The 17,846-nt window shown below is 30.9% G+C and carries 16 protein-coding genes and 1 pseudogene; all 17 read left to right on the forward strand.

What is annotated here, in order from left to right; translation table 11 throughout:
- Positions 1–5: 5 nt before the first annotated feature.
- The 17 genes and pseudogenes from HMPREF0446_RS03820 (at position 6) to HMPREF0446_RS08130 (ending at position 17,776) form a co-directional block, all read left to right on the forward strand.
- Entirely contained in the window at positions 6–1,580 is a 1,575-nt protein-coding gene (locus HMPREF0446_RS03820) for an ABC transporter ATP-binding protein (RefSeq protein WP_006702727.1), read from the forward strand.
- Between the two features lie 325 nt (positions 1,581–1,905).
- A complete protein-coding gene (locus HMPREF0446_RS03825) occupies positions 1,906–2,805 on the forward strand; it encodes an ATP-binding cassette domain-containing protein (protein WP_006702726.1) in 900 nt (299 codons plus the stop codon).
- A 1-nt stretch (position 2,806) separates the two neighbouring features.
- Positions 2,807–4,021, forward strand: a complete 1,215-nt coding sequence (locus HMPREF0446_RS03830; protein WP_006702725.1) for a hypothetical protein — start codon at positions 2,807–2,809, stop codon at positions 4,019–4,021.
- Entirely contained in the window at positions 3,999–5,081 is a 1,083-nt protein-coding gene (locus HMPREF0446_RS03835; protein ID WP_006702724.1) for a hypothetical protein, read from the forward strand. Before HMPREF0446_RS03830 ends, HMPREF0446_RS03835 begins: the two co-directional genes overlap by 23 nt.
- Before the next feature lie 180 nt (positions 5,082–5,261).
- The gene (locus HMPREF0446_RS03840; protein ID WP_020991345.1) at positions 5,262–5,570 is read left to right on the forward strand and encodes a type II toxin-antitoxin system RelB/DinJ family antitoxin; all 309 of its coding nucleotides are present in this window, start codon (positions 5,262–5,264) and stop codon (positions 5,568–5,570) included.
- Positions 5,563–5,880: a type II toxin-antitoxin system RelE/ParE family toxin gene (locus HMPREF0446_RS03845; protein ID WP_006702722.1), complete on the forward strand. Its 318-nt coding sequence runs from the start codon at positions 5,563–5,565 to the stop codon at positions 5,878–5,880. The genes HMPREF0446_RS03840 and HMPREF0446_RS03845 overlap by 8 nt, the downstream gene beginning before the upstream one ends.
- A gap of 168 nt (positions 5,881–6,048) precedes the next feature.
- Entirely contained in the window at positions 6,049–7,692 is a 1,644-nt protein-coding gene (locus HMPREF0446_RS03850) for a Na/Pi cotransporter family protein (RefSeq protein ID WP_006702721.1), read from the forward strand.
- Between the two features lie 112 nt (positions 7,693–7,804).
- Complete coding sequence (locus tag HMPREF0446_RS03855) at positions 7,805–9,430, forward strand: ABC-F family ATP-binding cassette domain-containing protein (protein ID WP_006702720.1); 1,626 nt, start codon at positions 7,805–7,807, stop codon at positions 9,428–9,430.
- A gap of 34 nt (positions 9,431–9,464) precedes the next feature.
- On the forward strand, positions 9,465–9,947 hold the full coding sequence (locus HMPREF0446_RS03860; protein WP_006702719.1) for a nucleoside 2-deoxyribosyltransferase: 483 nt from the start codon (positions 9,465–9,467) through the stop codon (positions 9,945–9,947).
- A gap of 268 nt (positions 9,948–10,215) precedes the next feature.
- Complete coding sequence (locus HMPREF0446_RS03865; RefSeq protein WP_020991346.1) at positions 10,216–10,461, forward strand: PBECR4 domain-containing protein; 246 nt, start codon at positions 10,216–10,218, stop codon at positions 10,459–10,461.
- 172 nt (positions 10,462–10,633) lie between these two features.
- Entirely contained in the window at positions 10,634–11,026 is a 393-nt protein-coding gene (gene merR / locus HMPREF0446_RS03870; protein ID WP_006702718.1) for an Hg(II)-responsive transcriptional regulator, read from the forward strand.
- Between the two features lie 28 nt (positions 11,027–11,054).
- Positions 11,055–12,695 (forward strand): mercury(II) reductase, encoded by a 1,641-nt coding sequence (gene merA, locus HMPREF0446_RS03875; protein ID WP_006702717.1) that lies wholly within the window; start codon positions 11,055–11,057, stop codon positions 12,693–12,695.
- A gap of 159 nt (positions 12,696–12,854) precedes the next feature.
- Positions 12,855–14,177 (forward strand): annotated as a pseudogene (locus tag HMPREF0446_RS08460) (ISL3 family transposase).
- Positions 14,167–14,592, forward strand: coding sequence for a hypothetical protein (locus HMPREF0446_RS03885; RefSeq protein WP_006702715.1), 426 nt, complete (start codon positions 14,167–14,169; stop codon positions 14,590–14,592). The pseudogene HMPREF0446_RS08460 and the gene HMPREF0446_RS03885 overlap by 11 nt, the downstream one beginning before the upstream one ends.
- A 207-nt stretch (positions 14,593–14,799) precedes the next feature.
- On the forward strand, positions 14,800–15,387 hold the full coding sequence (locus HMPREF0446_RS03890) for an ATP-binding cassette domain-containing protein (protein ID WP_006702714.1): 588 nt from the start codon (positions 14,800–14,802) through the stop codon (positions 15,385–15,387).
- Positions 15,387–16,568, forward strand: coding sequence for a hypothetical protein (locus tag HMPREF0446_RS03895; protein ID WP_006702713.1), 1,182 nt, complete (start codon positions 15,387–15,389; stop codon positions 16,566–16,568). Before HMPREF0446_RS03890 ends, HMPREF0446_RS03895 begins: the two co-directional genes overlap by 1 nt.
- 80 nt (positions 16,569–16,648) lie before the next feature.
- Complete coding sequence (locus HMPREF0446_RS08130; protein ID WP_006702712.1) at positions 16,649–17,776, forward strand: 3D domain-containing protein; 1,128 nt, start codon at positions 16,649–16,651, stop codon at positions 17,774–17,776.
- Positions 17,777–17,846 lie beyond the last annotated feature (70 nt).

A 17,846-nucleotide genomic window follows, 5' to 3' on the forward strand; every position in this document is an offset into this window, starting at 1 on the left:
AACTTATGAAAAAATATATTACAATAAATTTATATCGATGGTTTGGAACAATAATTCTTACTATTTTAATTGCATTAGGAACAATCTTTAGCAGTTATGGAAGAACTCTGATACTCGATAATTTTTTAGCAAATAATCATAATTATTTTTTATACGGTATTGTATTAATTCTAGTAATGGCAATTACTGAAATACTAAAGTCTTGTCTATCAATAAATAATGCAAAGTTGATTAAAGATTGGATTGTTTCAATTGGTAGTGGTGTTAGTGAAAATATTGAAAAAATGGGATACGATAACTATCATAAGATAAAACATGGAGAGTACATATCTTGGTACACAACTGACTTAGAGCGTATTTCAACAAGTTATTTTGAACCGTTTTTAAATCTGTTTAGTAATGTAGTATTATCAACTGTATCTCTAATTATATTATTTTCTATTAATTGGAAGATAGGATCTGTGTCACTTTTATTACTAATAATTTTAATGATAGTAGGAACTCGGTTTGGAAAGAAAATAGGTATGGCTTATCAGAAGTTTTCTCAATTAAGTGGTATATACACAAATACATTGCAGGAATATACTTCTGCTTATGATGTTTTAAAAAATTTTAATGCACTTTCTATATTAAAAGAAAAAATCAAACAAGCTCAAACAGATCTTGAGAATCAGAGAGTTGTAGCTAAGAAATATACTTCTTTTGCTACCTTAGCATTTTATGGTTCACAAAGAATATTTGAAGGTATTATGTTTATGTTTGTTCTTTATTTAGTATTACAAAAGGAAATCAGTATTGGAATGTTACTATCAGTTCCAGCAATTCTAGCGTTATTTTTAAATTCTACAGGTATGTTCCTAGAAATAGTTATACAAATGCAAGGTATGAATGATATTATTGAGAAGTTAGAAACTAAAATGATAGCAGAAACAATAGAATATGATAATTTATCCTTAATTGAAGGGAACAATATAACATATTCTATTGACGAGAAAAAGATTTTTGATAATTTATCTTTTAAATTTGAAAAAGGTAAAAAATACGCAATTTTAGGTCCTAGTGGAAGTGGAAAGTCTACTTTGCTCAATATTCTTTTAGGTAGAATAAATAATTTTGATGGAGAATTAAAAGTAAATGGCGTTGTTAAAGAAAAGAATAAGGATGTTCTTTTTTCAAAAGAGATTGCATATGTGAGTCAAGAAGGTGCAATTTTTAATATGTCAATTAGAGAAAATATTCTACTTGGTATGAAGAAAACTGATGAAGAAATTTTTGATATTTTGAAAAAGGTTAAACTGTATGATTTAGTAAATAACTTACCTGAAAAATTAGATACGATTATTTCTTTAGATGGAAATAATTTATCAGGTGGAGAAAAACAGCGTCTTACATTAGCTCGAGCATTAATACGTAATACACCATGTATTATTTTAGATGAAGCAACTTCAGCTATTGATGCTAAAACGGCGGTTGCCATAGAAGAGCAAATTGTAGAAGATTCTGAGAAAACGGTCATTATCATTTCACATCATTTAGATGATAAGATAAGTTCAAAATTAGATAAAATTTATTTTTTATAAAACCTAGGGATTCGCGCCAAATTTTTTGGCGCGTTTTTCTTTGGCTTACGTCCCATTTAAAAGATTCGTTAACCTAAAACCATAACTCCTTATTTGATAAATTTCTATTCTATTGTTATAAGTTAATTTCATTAAAAAATATCCCAAATAAGTTGCAGTACAGATTCGGAAGGCTCTTCATTTTTACAAATAAAGCCTTTACATTGATTTACAGGAAGAATATAATTTAAAAAAGCATTAAAAGATTTGGGAATTTTTTCGAACTGTTGAGAAAAAAAGTGAGGCTCAATTATTTAAAAAGGTAGGTATAATGAGGAGGGGTAGAATGTTAAATATTAGTATAGCTAAGTTTTCATATGGGGAAAAAGAAGTATTAAATGATATTCATATTCAAATTGACAAGCCTAGAATTATTGGATTAGTAGCGCCAAATGGAACTGGAAAATCTACACTGATAGAGATTATTGCGGGTAACTTAAATAGTAGAGATGTAAGTGTTTTGTTGGATGATAAAAATTATAAGAATCATTATTTGGAAATGAAACGAAAAATCGTGAGAATGTGTAATCAAGATGATTTGTATTCTGAGTTGACAGGGTTACAACATTTACAATTTTACGCTGAAATGTGGAATATTAAACCATCATTTGTGGATGAAGTTGTCTCAAAATTACAAATGACTGAATATATCTCCAATAAAGTGTCTAGTTACTCGTTAGGAATGAAACAGAGACTTTGTTTTGCGTTAGTTGTTGTAACAAATTGTGAAGTGATGCTATTAGATGAAGTGATGAATGGACTGGATCCAGATAACGTGCAATTAATATCTAAGGTACTTCAAAGTTTAAAAAATGAAGGTAAAATTATTATCATTGCGTCACATTTATTGAATAATTTAAATAGTATTGCTGATGAGGTGTATTTCTTAAAAGATAAGAGGATTGCTTTAAAATATCAACTTGAAGATCAGTGTAATCAATCAATCGAAATACAATTTTCATCATTGGATAGTTATAAAGAGTTTACTGAACAATTTATGAATTTGAATAGGCTATCTAATCCGTCAGAATTGACCATCAGTATTATAGATTTGAATGAGCTAGATCTTATATTTTCGTGGATTCAATCAAATTTGAAGGACATATACAGTTTGGCTTATGGAATAAAAGGGTGCGAAATCATTTATCAAGAACTGTTCCATTCAAATGATGAAGGGAGAGAGTAATATGAAAAGCCAGATTATCATGGTATTGACGAATCGACTGGTAAGAATTCAGGTAATCATTTTTCTCTCTATTGTATTTATTTTTTCAATTTTACGTCTCTATGAGCTAAATCATCAGTATCAATTGATGAATGAATTTACTCAAACAAATATAAAAATCCATGAACAATCCAAAAATAGTCTATTAATGGATAGTAAAATGTCACAACGAGAGTTACATGAAGATGAAAAATTATTCGTTGAGATTGATAATGCATATATAGATGCTGGAAATGCTTTTCAGAATAGAAATTATAGAAAATATATTCAATTAATGATTAAAGCTTGGGAAGTAGAAGACTCTATTCGTGAAAAGTATGAGATTACGATTACAAATAAAAATACTTTAGGATCTACTGCATCTAAAAATGGAATATTATTTAAAAAGCAAACACAACAGTCAATGTTACATTATCAACAATTAGAAGACAAAAATTTTGATGATAAGAATGTAATGAATGAATTGATAGGTATAACTGCTGTTCAGTCTTTCTTACCATTATTGGATTATAAAATTCCAAATATTTTTTTCTTACCATTCCTTTTCTTATTTACGCTAGTGATGTCTAATTCTATATTTTTATCAGATTCTAAACATAGGAGTTTATTGAATACAAAACCAATCAGTAATTTTAGGTATAGTTTTCAAAAAATGATTAGTAAATGGATTGTTATAAGTTTTGTTCAATTTGTAGCATTTCTGTTCTATTTTGGGGTGATTTCAATCAAAAATGGAATAGGAGATTTTACTTTAAAAACGGTCATATTTGAAAATGATACACCTATAACTATTTCTTATTTCAGTCTGTTTCTTATTATCTTATGCTTTGTACTGTTATTGAATTTATTTATTGTAAGCTTATGTAGTTTATTAAACCAACTATTTAGTAATCAAATCCTAACTTTTCTTTTTGGAATAATCGTTATATTTTTAGAAACGGTCATGAAAGTTTTAAATGTTGAAATGCCGTATATTGGTTTTATTCCTTCGTCTTATTTTAGTTTTGGACCAGTAATATATGGTGTTAAAAATGAGTTCTATTTAAATGGACACTTTTCAATGGTTCGAGGAGTGTTAGTACTTGTAATTACTAGTGTAATTTGGTTTATATTTTCTATTGGAATAATGACTTTGAAAGAGAAGAGGGAGCGTTATGAAAAAATTTTCCTCCATTAAATTAGATTATAACTATTTAGTTTCAACGGGTTACTTTATAAAGCTTCCTATCATTATGGTTGTTATGTTTATATTATTGATAGGGTATAACAAATGGGTTCCTACAGAAACACCACAAAAAGTATTAAATACTCAATTTATGATGATGGATGACTTGCAGGCATTAATTGCTAAAGATTACAGTATACCAAGTAATGTTCGAGAAGAGTCGGAAATACAAATTGCTCAAATCTATCAAAACTTGTCTGAAGAAAATTTTAGTTATAAAAAGCCTGTTACTTCAAAAAAACTATTGTCCATTTATACAGAACGTATTAGGTTATTAAATACTCTTAAAACTTTGTTACCCAATTATATTGATAAGTTGCCTGATATTAGTAAATTGGAAGATGAAAAGATTATTTTAGAATATTTAAGTGAAAGTAATCAAGATTATTTGCATTATAAAACTAGTTATGTAGTGATAAAAATTATTCTTTATTTTCTTTCTTTAGGTGGATTTTTATTTCTTTATATTTTTATGGTTACTAATTTCCATAAGCGAAAATTATCTCATAAAAGTTTACTCAAAGCATTACCTATTTCAATGGCACAGCTAAATAAAGATGAGTGGTTTTATACGCTTGGCTTATTTTATTTCTTACCAGTAATAATAATTTTGATTGGAATTTCTTTATATTGTATAGCTTTAGGGATTAATTTTTTTAATTATCCATTTCTTATTGGAACTATAGAAGGTTCTAAGATCTATCCAGCTTCTCATTTGTTATTAATATCAATTTTTTATCCAGTAGTGTCAACTTACATTTACTTTATTTTAGAAAAAATTTTTGTGTTCCTTTTTAAAGATGAAATATTGTCGATTATTTGTCTCCTCACTTTAATTGGTACTTGTAGTATTTTTGGTCTATTTAATACTCCTTTTGGGATGATGATAGTGTTACCAATGATTCAAAATAATCAGTCTCTTACTATGGGATTTTTATTATTAACTACGTGTATGTTGTTGACTTTTTATGTTACGAATTATCTATTCATAAAATTTTTAGATATAAGGTAAAGTTGATGGAAGAATGATGCATTGAAAAAATACCGTTATAATTTGCTATGTTGGCTTTTTAAGAGGTATTAAGATGCTTATACAAGCCCACTAATTATGGAGTAAAGAAATGATCCTATATAATTTGACATTTGTAGTAATTTACAATACAATTGCATTACATTTTAAGGAGGTGTGATGATGGGAAAAACTGCAACCATTAATGTAAGAGTTGATGAAGATGATAAAAAATCTGCTGAATTTGTGTTAAATCAACTAGGTATGCCAATGTCTACGCTAGTTACTTTACTTTTAAAGCAAGTTTCGCTAACTAAGAGCATACCATTTAATATTTCTTTACCTGTGACTCCTTATTCAGAAAGTATTGAAAATATGACTTCTGAAGAATTTGGTAAAATGATGGTTCAAGAATATCATAATGCTGAAGGGGAACATGTTCGTCCAGTTAATGAATTTTTTAATGAGTTTAGGATGAAAATTGATGACTAAGATAGAAGTAAAAATTACTAAAAATGCTGAAAAAGATATGATGTTAATTTATGAATATATTTTAAATGACTTGAAATCTCCACAAACTGCATTAAAATATTTCAATCAATTAGCATCATCAATAAATAGTTTAAATTTATTTCCTGAGAGATGTCCAATAGTTAAAGAATTTATTAAACTAGGAATTAAAATTAGACGTCTTAATGTCAATAACCATGCTATATTTTATAAATATGAGAATCATATAGTTACTATACTTAGAGTGTTTCATGCTTCAAGCAATTTAGAAAAACTGATAAAAGATTTATAGTAACGATTCAATTGAACAACTCCAATTTCTAGATAGATTCTGTCTATTTAGAGGTTGGAGTTATTTGTATTTTTCTCTTTTCAAGCGCTAGTGGCTATGTTACAATCGTGTTGTTTATAGAACATAAACATTTAAAATTTAATAGACAACAAAGGAGTTAAAAACACCATGTATTTAGAGATGTTTTTAGGTGCAGTTGCAGGTTTAAGTTTGTTCTTGTACGGAATGAAATTAATGGCAGATGGATTGCAAAAATTTGCAGGAGATAAGCTAAAAAGTATCGTTCGTACATTAACAAAAAATCGTTTGATGGCTGTTTTAGTTGGGATGTTCGTAACAATGGTGATTCAAAGTTCAAGTGCTACATCAGTAATGGTAGTCGGATTTGTGAATGCTAGTATTATGACGATTCAACAAGCAGTTGGTGTAATTTTTGGGGCCAATATTGGTACGACAATTACAGGGCAAATGGTTTCCTTTAATCTTTCTCAATGGGCACCTATTGCAATTGGTACAGGAATTTTAATGGGAGCAATTGTGAAAAATCCTAAGGTAAAAGAATTTGCTGAAATCTTAGTAGGGTTTGGAATTTTGTTCATCGGTATGAACTATTTAAAAGATGCTTTAGCGCCACTAAAAGATTTACCAGCCTTTACAGAATGGATTGTTAATTATGGACATAATCCACTATTTGGGGTAGCACTTGGATTTATTATGACATTAGCTCTTCAAAGTTCATCCGCAACGATTGGGGTATTAATTGCCTTAGCTTCACAAGGTGTTTTACCATTTGCTACAGCTCTATATATTATTTTTGGAGATAACATTGGTACATGTACAACAGCGTTAATTAGTAGTTTAGGTACTTCAAGACGTGGAAAACAAGTCGCAGTGATTCATTTAAGTATTAATATTATTGGTACTATCTATTTTATGTTATTTTTTACTGGAATTTTAACAAATATTGTTACTTCTATGAATGCTACTGATATAGCAAGACAAATTGCAAATGCTCATACTATTTTTAATATCGTGAACGTGATAGTATTATTCCCATTTGCAAATCTACTAGTAAAATTAGCAGACTTCATTATTCCAGAACCACAAGCTGAAATAATGGAAGAAGAAGAAAAACTAGTATCTTATTTAGACAAACGTATTTTAGTATCACCATCGATTGCGTTACAAAATACAATGTATGAATTTGCTGCTATGTCTCATGCTGCAGACAAAACTTTAACGTATGCGATTGATGCCATTCGCTTACGTAGTCAAGAAAAAATTGAAAAAGCATTTGCTAGTGAGCAACAAGTGAATCAGTTCCAAAAAGCAATTATTGAATATTTAGTAGAAATATCTCAACAAAGTGTTTCAACGTCTGACCAAGAAACTATTGATGAATTATTTAGTACTGTAAATGATGTGGAACGTATTAGTGACCATGCAGAAAATATTGCAGACTTTGCGAAAGCGGTATTGGAACGTGATATCGTATTAGATGAAAAGACATTATCTGAATTAGAACATGTATTTGGTTTAGTTCAAAAAGGATTTGCGATGTCGATTGATACTTTATCAACTGGTAATATTGAAAAAGTAAAAGAAGTCATTACGATTGAGCGAGAAATTGACCGATTGAAAATTGAAATTCGTGATAAATATATGAAACGAATGAATAAGGGAATTGCGAGTGCCGATTCAGGTATTTTCGTCATGGATTTACTAAGTAATTTAGAACGTATTAGTGACCACTTTAGAAATATTGGAGAGACTGTTCAAAGATTAGGTCGTCCAGTGGTCGTAACAGAATAAATTGATGAGAAGATGATGCCATTTGGTGTCATCTTTTTTAGTGATTAATTGTTATTTATAGATAATTATAGTACAATCAATAAGGATAAAAATGTTATAAAAGGAGAATTTCATGTTAAAAGTTTCAAACGTAAGTTTATTATTTTCAGATCGTAAATTATTTGATGAAGTAAATATTACATTCACACCTGGCAACTGTTATGGAGTTATCGGTGCAAACGGTGCGGGTAAATCTACATTTTTAAAAATCTTGTCTGGTGAATTACAACCAACAACAGGGGAAGTTATTTTAGATCCTCATGAACGTTTAACAGTCTTAAAACAAGATCACTTCGCTTTTGAAGATGAACGTGTTATTGATACTGTTATTATGGGGCATAAACAATTATTTGATATTATGAAAGAAAAAGATGCCATCTACATGAAAGAAGATTTTTCTGATGAGGATGGAATTCGTGCTGCAGAACTTGAAGGAGAGTTTGCAGAATTAAATGGTTGGGAAGCGGAAAGTGATGCTTCACAATTATTACAAGGTTTAGGAATTGCAGAAGAATTACACTATAAATTAATGAGTGAATTAGTGGAAGCTGAAAAAGTAAAAGTATTATTAGCTCAAGCATTATTCGGTAAACCTGATGTACTATTACTAGACGAGCCAACAAACGGTTTAGATGCTAAATCAATCGCATGGTTAGAAGAATTTTTAATTAATTTTGAAAATACGGTTATCGTTGTTTCCCATGACCGTCACTTCTTAAATAAAGTATGTACACATATGGCTGACGTTGACTTTGGTAAAATTAAATTATTCGTAGGGAACTATGATTTCTGGTTACATTCAAGTCAATTAGCAGCTAAATTAATGGCAGACCAAAATGCTAAAAAAGAAGAAAAAATTAAAGAATTACAAGAATTTATAGCTCGTTTCTCTGCGAACGCTTCTAAATCAAAACAAGCGACATCTCGTAAGAAAATGTTAGATAAAATTACACTAGACGATATTCAACCATCAAGCCGTAAATATCCATTCGTTGGATTTACTCCTGCAAGAGAAATCGGAAATGACTTATTAATGGTTGAAGGATTATCAAAAACTATTGATGGCGAAGTAATTTTTGAAAATGTAAGCTTCCAATTGAAAAAAGATGATAAAGTTGCTTTCTTAAGTCGTTCAGATATTGCGATTACAACATTATTCAAAATTTTAACTGGGGAAATGGAAGCAGATAGCGGTACATTCAAATGGGGAGTAACAACTAGTCAAGCTTACTTACCAAAAGATATGACGGAAGAATTCTCAAATCCACAATTAAATATTTTAGAATGGTTACGTCAATATGCACCGGTTGAAGAACAAGATAATACATTCTTACGTAGTTTCTTAGGTCGTATGTTATTCTCTGGAGACGATGTTATGAAACAAGTAACAGTTCTTTCAGGAGGAGAAAAAGTACGTTGTATGTTATCTAAATTAATGTTATCAAAAGCAAATGTTTTATTATTAGATGACCCAACAAACCACTTAGACTTAGAATCTATTACAGCATTAAATGATGGCTTAATTGCCTTCAAAGGTTCATTATTATTCTCAAGTCATGACCATGAGTTTATTCAAACAACAGCAAACCGTATTATTGAAATCGGACCAAAAGGTGTCGTGGATCGTCTAGAATCAACATATGATGAGTTCTTAGAAAATGACGAAGTTCAAGCACGTGTAGATGCTTTATATCAATAAGTTCGACTTTAATTTGCTATAGGAGAGAAGCGCTATGAAAAAAATTTATTTTGCCAGTCCATTATTTTCAGAAATGGAATTAGCTTTTAACGAAAGTTTTGTTAAACGAATTCGAGAAGAATATCCTCAATTGGAGGTTTATCTTCCACAAGAACAAATGGCGATTAATGATAAAAATTCTTTTGCAGATTCAACGATGATTGCTAGATATGATACAGATGCTTTACTAGATGCAGATTTAGTTATTGCCATTTTAGATGGTGCGATTATTGATGCAGGTGTTGCTAGTGAGATTGGAATTGCGTATCAAGCTGGTATTCCAATTTTGGCTTTATATAGTGATAGTCGTCAATATGGGGCTGAAAATGCAGAAAAATTAGTAGCATTACAAGAAGTTGCTGAATCTCAATTCCCATATGCAAATTTATATACAGTAGGTCTCATTAAATTAAGAGGGGAAGTCTTCTCAAGTACGCAAGAATTACTAGAAGCTTTACCAGCTTATATTATGGCTTAAGTACTGTGTTTTTGTTTATTTCTTATGAACAACATTGAAAAAATATTAATTTTATTTCCAGTTACAATGGTTTTGTCAATTATGATAGTATTTTTACTTGGAAATTGAATGATAATTTTTATACTATTAGTGATGAGTCGGAGTAGAGACGTTAAACCTACTTCCAGAGGTCGGAATGGAGACTGAAAACCCATATCCAGTGCAGAAGGAAACTGTGAAAAACCAAAGGAGGTTGATTTTTCAGCCTCCTTTTTTTTGAGGTGAGACGATGGTAGAACAATCATTTAAAGAAAAAGTACGATTAAAATTGATGGACTGTGCAGTTTTATACTATGATTTGCTAGTTCGGAAAGATTACCTAATTTTCTCCAGGGATTTTAAATATCAGAAATATTATATCGTTTCTGCTTTTGAGGATAATTTTTTACATTTAACAGGAGTTCACACAAACTTAAAAGCAAAAAAGTTTTGGGTCTTCGGAATATATAGTGGAATTACTTTCTTAATAGTTTAAAAACAACTGGTGTTTAAATCGGATTTTCTGGTGGGATGTTAGGATAATCAATAGTATTATATAAAAGTATCAATCACATACGAGTGATACTTTGGGAAAAAAATAAAATAGTCCAATTTACTTGACCGTGTACTATGGTACATGGTTTATAATATTCAGGGGGTGAAATAAGATGATTTATCGCATTAGTGAGTTTGCAGATAAATGTGGAGTTAATAAAGAAACGATCAGATATTACGAGCGAAAAAATTTATTACAAGAACCTCACCGAACGGAAGCTGGTTATCGGTTATATTCATATGATGACGTTAAGCGTGTTGGGTTTATTAAACGAATACAGGAACTTGGTTTCTCTTTAAGCGAGATTTATAAAATACTTGGTGTTGTAGATAAAGATGAAGTTCGTTGTCAAGATATGTTCGAATTTGTTTCTAAAAAACAAAAGGAAGTGCAAAAACAAATAGAGGATTTAAAACGAATTGAAACTATGTTAGACGACTTAAAACAACGATGTCCAGATGAAAAGAAATTACATTTGTGTCCAATAATAGAAATATTAACATGAGAGATTAATTAACGAAAGGAGCTTTTTTATGAATAAATTTAAGGTAAACATTTCAGGAATGACTTGTACGGGTTGTGAAAAACACGTAGAATCAGCACTTGAAAAGATAGGTGCTAAAAATATTGAGTCTAGTTATCGTCGTGGTGAAGCAGTATTTGAACTGCCCGATGATATTGAGGTTGAAAGTGCAATAAAGGCGATTGATGAAGCAAATTACCAAGCCGGAGAAATTGAAGAAGTATCATCACTAGAAAACGTGGCGTTAATTAATGAAGACAATTATGACCTTCTTATTATTGGTTCTGGTGCTGCTGCCTTTTCTTCGGCAATTAAAGCTATAGAATACGGTGCAAAAGTTGGAATGATTGAGCGTGGAACGGTTGGGGGAACCTGTGTGAATATTGGCTGTGTTCCGTCAAAAACTCTTCTTAGGGCAGGGGAAATCAATCATTTATCAAAAGACAATCCGTTTATAGGTTTACAAACATCCGCTGGAGAAGTGGATTTAGCTAGTTTAATCACGCAAAAGGATAAATTGGTGAGCGAACTTCGGAATCAAAAATATATGGATTTAATTGATGAATATAATTTTGATTTAATTAAAGGTGAAGCAAAATTCGTTGATGCTAGTACGGTTGAGGTCAATGGGACAAAGTTATCTGCAAAACGCTTTTTAATTGCAACAGGTGCATCGCCTTCGTTGCCCCAAATTTCAGGACTTGAAAAAATGGACTATTTAACTAGTACAACACTTCTTGAGTTAAAGAAAATACCAAAACGATTAACTGTAATTGGTTCAGGATACATTGGAATGGAACTTGGACAACTATTTCATCATTTAGGTTCAGAAATAACGCTTATGCAAAGAAGTGAGCGACTTTTAAAGGAGTATGATCCTGAGATTTCAGAGTCAGTTGAAAAAGCGTTAATTGAACAGGGTATAAACCTTGTCAAAGGGGCAACTTTTGAGCGTGTTGAACAAAGTGGAGAGATAAAAAGGGTTTACGTAACAGTAAATGGCAGTAGAGAAATCATTGAATCAGATCAGTTACTTGTTGCCACTGGAAGAAAACCAAATACGGATTCTTTAAATTTAAGTGCAGCAGGTGTTGAAACTGGAAAAAATAATGAAATCCTGATCAATGATTTTGGTCAAACAAGTAATGAAAAGATTTATGCAGCAGGAGATGTGACTTTAGGACCACAATTTGTATATGTAGCAGCCTATGAAGGTGGAATTATTACTGATAATGCTATTGGTGGATTAAACAAAAAAATAGATTTATCGGTAGTTCCTGCTGTTACGTTTACGAATCCGACGGTTGCAACGGTTGGTTTAACAGAAGAACAAGCAAAAGAGAAAGGGTATGATGTGAAGACATCTGTATTACCTTTAGATGCTGTTCCAAGAGCAATTGTAAACCGTGAAACAACCGGTGTATTTAAACTAGTAGCAGATGCAGAAACACTAAAAGTATTAGGGGTTCATATTGTATCTGAAAATGCAGGAGATGTCATCTATGCAGCATCATTAGCTGTTAAATTGGGCTTAACGATAGAAGATTTAACAGAAACCCTAGCACCATATTTAACAATGGCTGAAGGGCTAAAATTAGTTGCACTTACGTTCGATAAAGATATTTCGAAATTATCTTGTTGTGCAGGCTAAGGGAACTTTTTTACAACTCCCTATTCAAGTGAACCAGCTAATGCTTTAAGGGATTTTCTAAGTGCATTTGTGGTCACAAAAATAATTTAACACTGATGATTTCGACATCAAATCTATAATTGATACCTTAACACCGCAGAGTAATAAAGGATGGATAATATGTCAGACTTATTATCCCTACCAGACATTAAAACAATAGAACTGCCACAAGAAAATGAAACCGATATGATGTTTAAAGTTGAAGCAGTCGGACCACCTGAACGTTGTCCTGAATGTGGTTTTGACAAGTTGTACAAACACAGTTCAAGAAATCAACTAATTATGGATTTGCCCATTCGTTTAAAGCGAGTGGGCTTACAATTGAACCGTAGACGATACAAGTGTCGTGAATGCGGATCTACCTTCTGGGAACGCCTAATATCTGTAGATGAAAAGCGTAGTATGACCAAAAGGCTTTTAAAGTCCATTCAAGAGCAATCCATGTCTAAGACCTTTGTAGAAGTCGCAGAAAGCGTTGGTGTTGACGAGAAAACCATTAGGAACGTTTTTAAGGACTATGTGGTACTCAAAGAACGTGAATACCAGTTTGAAACTCCTAAGTGGCTTGGGATAGACGAGATACATATTATCCGTAGACCTCGGCTTGTATTGACTAATATTGAACGCAGGACTATTTATGACATCAAGCCTAACCGTAACAAGGAAACAGTCATCCAACGTCTTTCAGAAATCAGTGACAGGACTTACATTGAGTACGTCACAATGGATATGTGGAAGCCCTACAAAGACGCAGTGAACACTATCCTTCCACAAGCTAAAGTTGTCGTAGATAAGTTTCATGTAGTTAGAATGGCTAATCAAGCCTTAGATAACGTCAGAAAGTATTTGAAAGCCCATATGAGCCAAAAAGAAAGACGTACCCTTATGCGTGAAAGGTTTATCCTTCTAAAGCGTAAACACGATCTAAATGAACGTGAATAATTCCTCTTAGATACTTGGTTAGGTAATCTTCCTGCTTTAAAAGAAGCCTATGAACTCAAAGAAGAGTTTTACTGGATATGGGATACTCCTGATCCAGATGAAGGTCATCTTCGTTATAGTCAATGGAGACACCGTTGTATGTCCGGCAACTCTAAAGACGCATATAAAGCCCTCGTGAGAGCCGTAGACAACTGGCATGTTGAAATATTCAACTACTTTGATAAAAGGCTCACTAATGCTTATACGGAGTCAATTAACAGCATTATTAGGCAGGTAGAGCGAATGGGTAGAGGTTACTCGTTTGATGCCTTACGAGCCAAAATCCTTTTCAATGAGAAGCGCCATAAAAAGCGTAAGCCACGATTTAATTCAAGTGCTTTCAATAAAGCTATGTTATACGATACTTTCAATTGGTATGAAGTGAATGATCACGACATTACAGACAACTTAGGTGTCGATTTTTCCACACTTATTAAGAATTTGGAGAAGGGTGATTTATAAGCCCTTTTCCACCATAAAATCCGAATACTCAAAGTTTTTTGAAAAATGTTATCAAAAGACTTTAGAGGATGGTGATTTTGAAATCAATGATAAGAGCCAAAAAGGTTCTATTCGTAGGAAGATGAGTGTTTTAGAGAATGCAATTCAAATATTTTCATCAGAAGCAATTATCGTTGAAGAGAATTTTAATAAAAATAGGATTTCTTGTTCTTTTGCTTCTTCAGACAAAGTTTGTACAATTGGATTCACAAAAACGAAAATTACTAAACCACAAACGATATTAAAGGGATATCAATTGCAGAATGAAGTGAAAGTTGATTTGATTTTATGTAGAGACAAAGGAGAAACTGAGTTTCAGACAGTTGTGTATAATGCCTCGGATATGACTTTAGAGGAATGTATGGAATTAATATAAAAATAATACAGATGTGATGAGACAGTAGGATGATTTCTATTGTCTTTTTTATACAAAGTAAGAACAGACAAATCCAGGCGTAAAAATATGTTTTTCAGATAAGATATACGAGGTTGGTAATTTCTGTATTGTAAAAAATTATATCAAATGATAAAATGAAAACGATATCAATTTAAAAATGTAAATTAGCAAAAAGTGGGGAATTGTATGATTACACTGAATCAAGTTCGTCTAAAAACAAGAGAAATGATTTTAAAAGATATAGACTTTACCTTTGAAAAGGGAAATATTTATGGAATGGTTGCCATTAATGGTTCTGGAAAAACTACATTATTTCGTGCAATTAGTCAGTTAATTTCGGTAAATAGTGGAAAGATTATAGCTCCTTCTTCACTATTTTACTATGAAACGATTGAATGGTTTGATGGAAATCTGAGTGGAATGGACTATTTACTTTATATCAAAAATGTTTGGAATTCTTCACAAAATTTAGAACATGAAATTGAGTATTGGGAAATGGCTGACTATATTCATTTACCAATTCGGAAGTATTCATTAGGTATGAAACAAAGATTATTAATAGCAATGTATTTTATGAGTCAAGCAGAGTGTTGGTTAATGGATGAGATTACAAATGGTTTAGATGAGTATTATCGCACTAAGTTTTTCAATCGAATAACAGAAATTCATTCACAACAACTGATTATCATTAGTTCTCACTATAAAGAAGAACTGATGAATGTTTGCGACAAAATTGTCAAGATTGAAAATTGTCGAATAGAAGAGGTACAGTAATGAAACATTTTAGTTTGTTTTTAGTGAAAAAAGTTTTTAAAAGTCGATTAAATGTGATTATAGTTGCATTGCTAGCAATTGTCATCAGTATTGCATTTTATTTGAATAGTAGAACGGCACAGAATCTTAGTTTGGAAAGTCAACTACAAAGTAATATTGTAAAAAATGAACAAATGATTAAAGAAAATGAAGATACTTTATCTAAAGAGACGGACAGTGAATCAGAAAAATATCAGTTTACAAAGAATAATTTAGAATTGAATCAGAATAAGTTAGAAAAAAGAAAAGAAATTTTATCTTTATTAGAACAACAAAAGTGGAAAGAGGCTTATTATTTACAAGCTAAATATGAAGAAAAGATTTTCGGAATCATTTCAAAAGAGTCTTATTCTAGTTCGGAATCTAAACAGGCAGTATATCGTGAATGGAAGGTTTATGAAGCTTTATATCCATTAAATATTAAGGCGCATCTTTTGGATTTTCCAACTTATGGCATTGATCAAGTAGTATGGACATTAACTACCATTATTCCAACTTTATTTTTAATTTCGATCATTTTTATATTAACACAATTATTTACGGATCGATTTAAAGGCAATTTGGATACCGCTAAGTTACTTCCTTTTTCAAAAGTGAAGTTTGCTATTAGCTCTCTTGGAGTAGGTGTGGTGTATGTAATGGCTGTATTTATAGCAATTTGTGGAATTTCATTAATTCTAGGTATTTTTAATCAAGGATTAGGAACTTTAGAATATCCATTTCCAATTTTTGATTTGGTGAAGCAAGAGATAGTGATTGTTAAAATACAGGATATATTATTTAGGAGTTTAGCGTTAGAATTTCTAGTATTTATTGTTATTGTTGAAGTAGTCTATTTGATTAGTTTCTTTTTCAAACAAAAGACAGTAGCTTTATTTATCTCGTTAATTTCAATCGGTGGATTAGTTTTTGGTATTAATGTTATTGAACCTCTACAGAGAGTAGCGCATATTATTCCATTTACTTATTTACGTTCCGTTGAAATTTTAACAGGAAGATTACCTCAAAATATTCATAATGCACAATTAAGTGGGAGTATGGGATTAACTATTATCCCTATAATAATGATTATCTTATTCATTTGTATTTTATTATTAGAGAAAATGAAAGGTTTGTCGATAAAAAATTTTTCCAATAAATAATGCTGAATTATGAAACGTAACAACACTGTAATACGGTTGTTACGTTTTTTTTATATGTAAATTGTATAATGAAGAATATTATGGAGAAAGTGTGGTGTATTGTACTGGATAATCGATTAAGAAAAAGTTTTATTTTTAGTGGATTAGTATGTCTATTAATGACTAGTTATCCAATGTCCATTCATGCGCAGGAACTTTCTCAAGAATCGATTCAACAATTAGAACAAGAAATTTCTCGAAAGTTAAATGATGTTAATGAGAAATATCGACAAGTTGAACGATTGAAACAAGACTTAAATGAATTGAAATCCAATCAAAAAGAATTAGAACTTCAAATAAATGAACAACAAGAAAAATTAGCAGAAAAGGAAACCGTCGTTAAAGAAAGAATGGTAGCTTTACAATCAAGTGGAGTAATTTATCAACGATTTGTACAACTGCTTCAAGCAACAAGTATTTCGGATTTCTTTCATCGATTAATCGTTATTCAAGAATTATTCAAATCGGATATTTTAACGATTCAAAATTATCATAAAGAGGTTCAATCATTAGTAAATTCGCATAAAGAATTAAAAGATACAGAAGATACTTTATTGAAAAAACAAGAAGATTTACAAACAGAATCTATCCTTTATGCGGATAGTATTCAAGAGTTAAAACAAAATCTTGCGAATAATAAAGAAGCATTGTTTGCAATCCATGAACAAGAAAGTAAGATTCAACAATTAAGTGAAAATACGGAACCTACGACACATCATGCTCCTGAGGAGAAGAAAAAAGATGAAGTAGTTCAAGAAACAAAACAAGTTAGTTCAACGGGAGTCAAATCTTCCACTATTGAAAATAAAATTGAATCTAAAGGTAGTATTGAGACTTCTCCTAAGAGTCAAGCAGTTTCAAATGAAGTAAAATCTACTTCGAGTGGAAAAGAATTCGCTGCAGAAGCAACTGCTTATTCTTATAAACAACCTGGATTAAGTAATTATACAGCAATGGGAATTGATTTAAGATCAAATCCTAATGTTATTGCTGTCGATCCTTCTCAAATTCCTTTAGGTACTTTAGTGGAAGTACCAGGCTATGGAATTGCGATTGCTGGTGATACAGGTGGAGATATTAAAGGAAATCGAATTGATTTACATTATCCGGAAGTACAACAGGCAATGGATTTTGGAAGAAGAAAAATTACGATAAAAGTGATGAATTAAGAAGTATTTCAGATTAAATCTGAAATTCTTTTTTTGTTAACATACGTTTAATTGAAAAATATATTTTTGA

This window comes from Granulicatella elegans ATCC 700633 (assembly GCF_000162475.2).
Classification (GTDB): Bacteria; Bacillota; Bacilli; order Lactobacillales; family Aerococcaceae; genus Granulicatella; species Granulicatella elegans.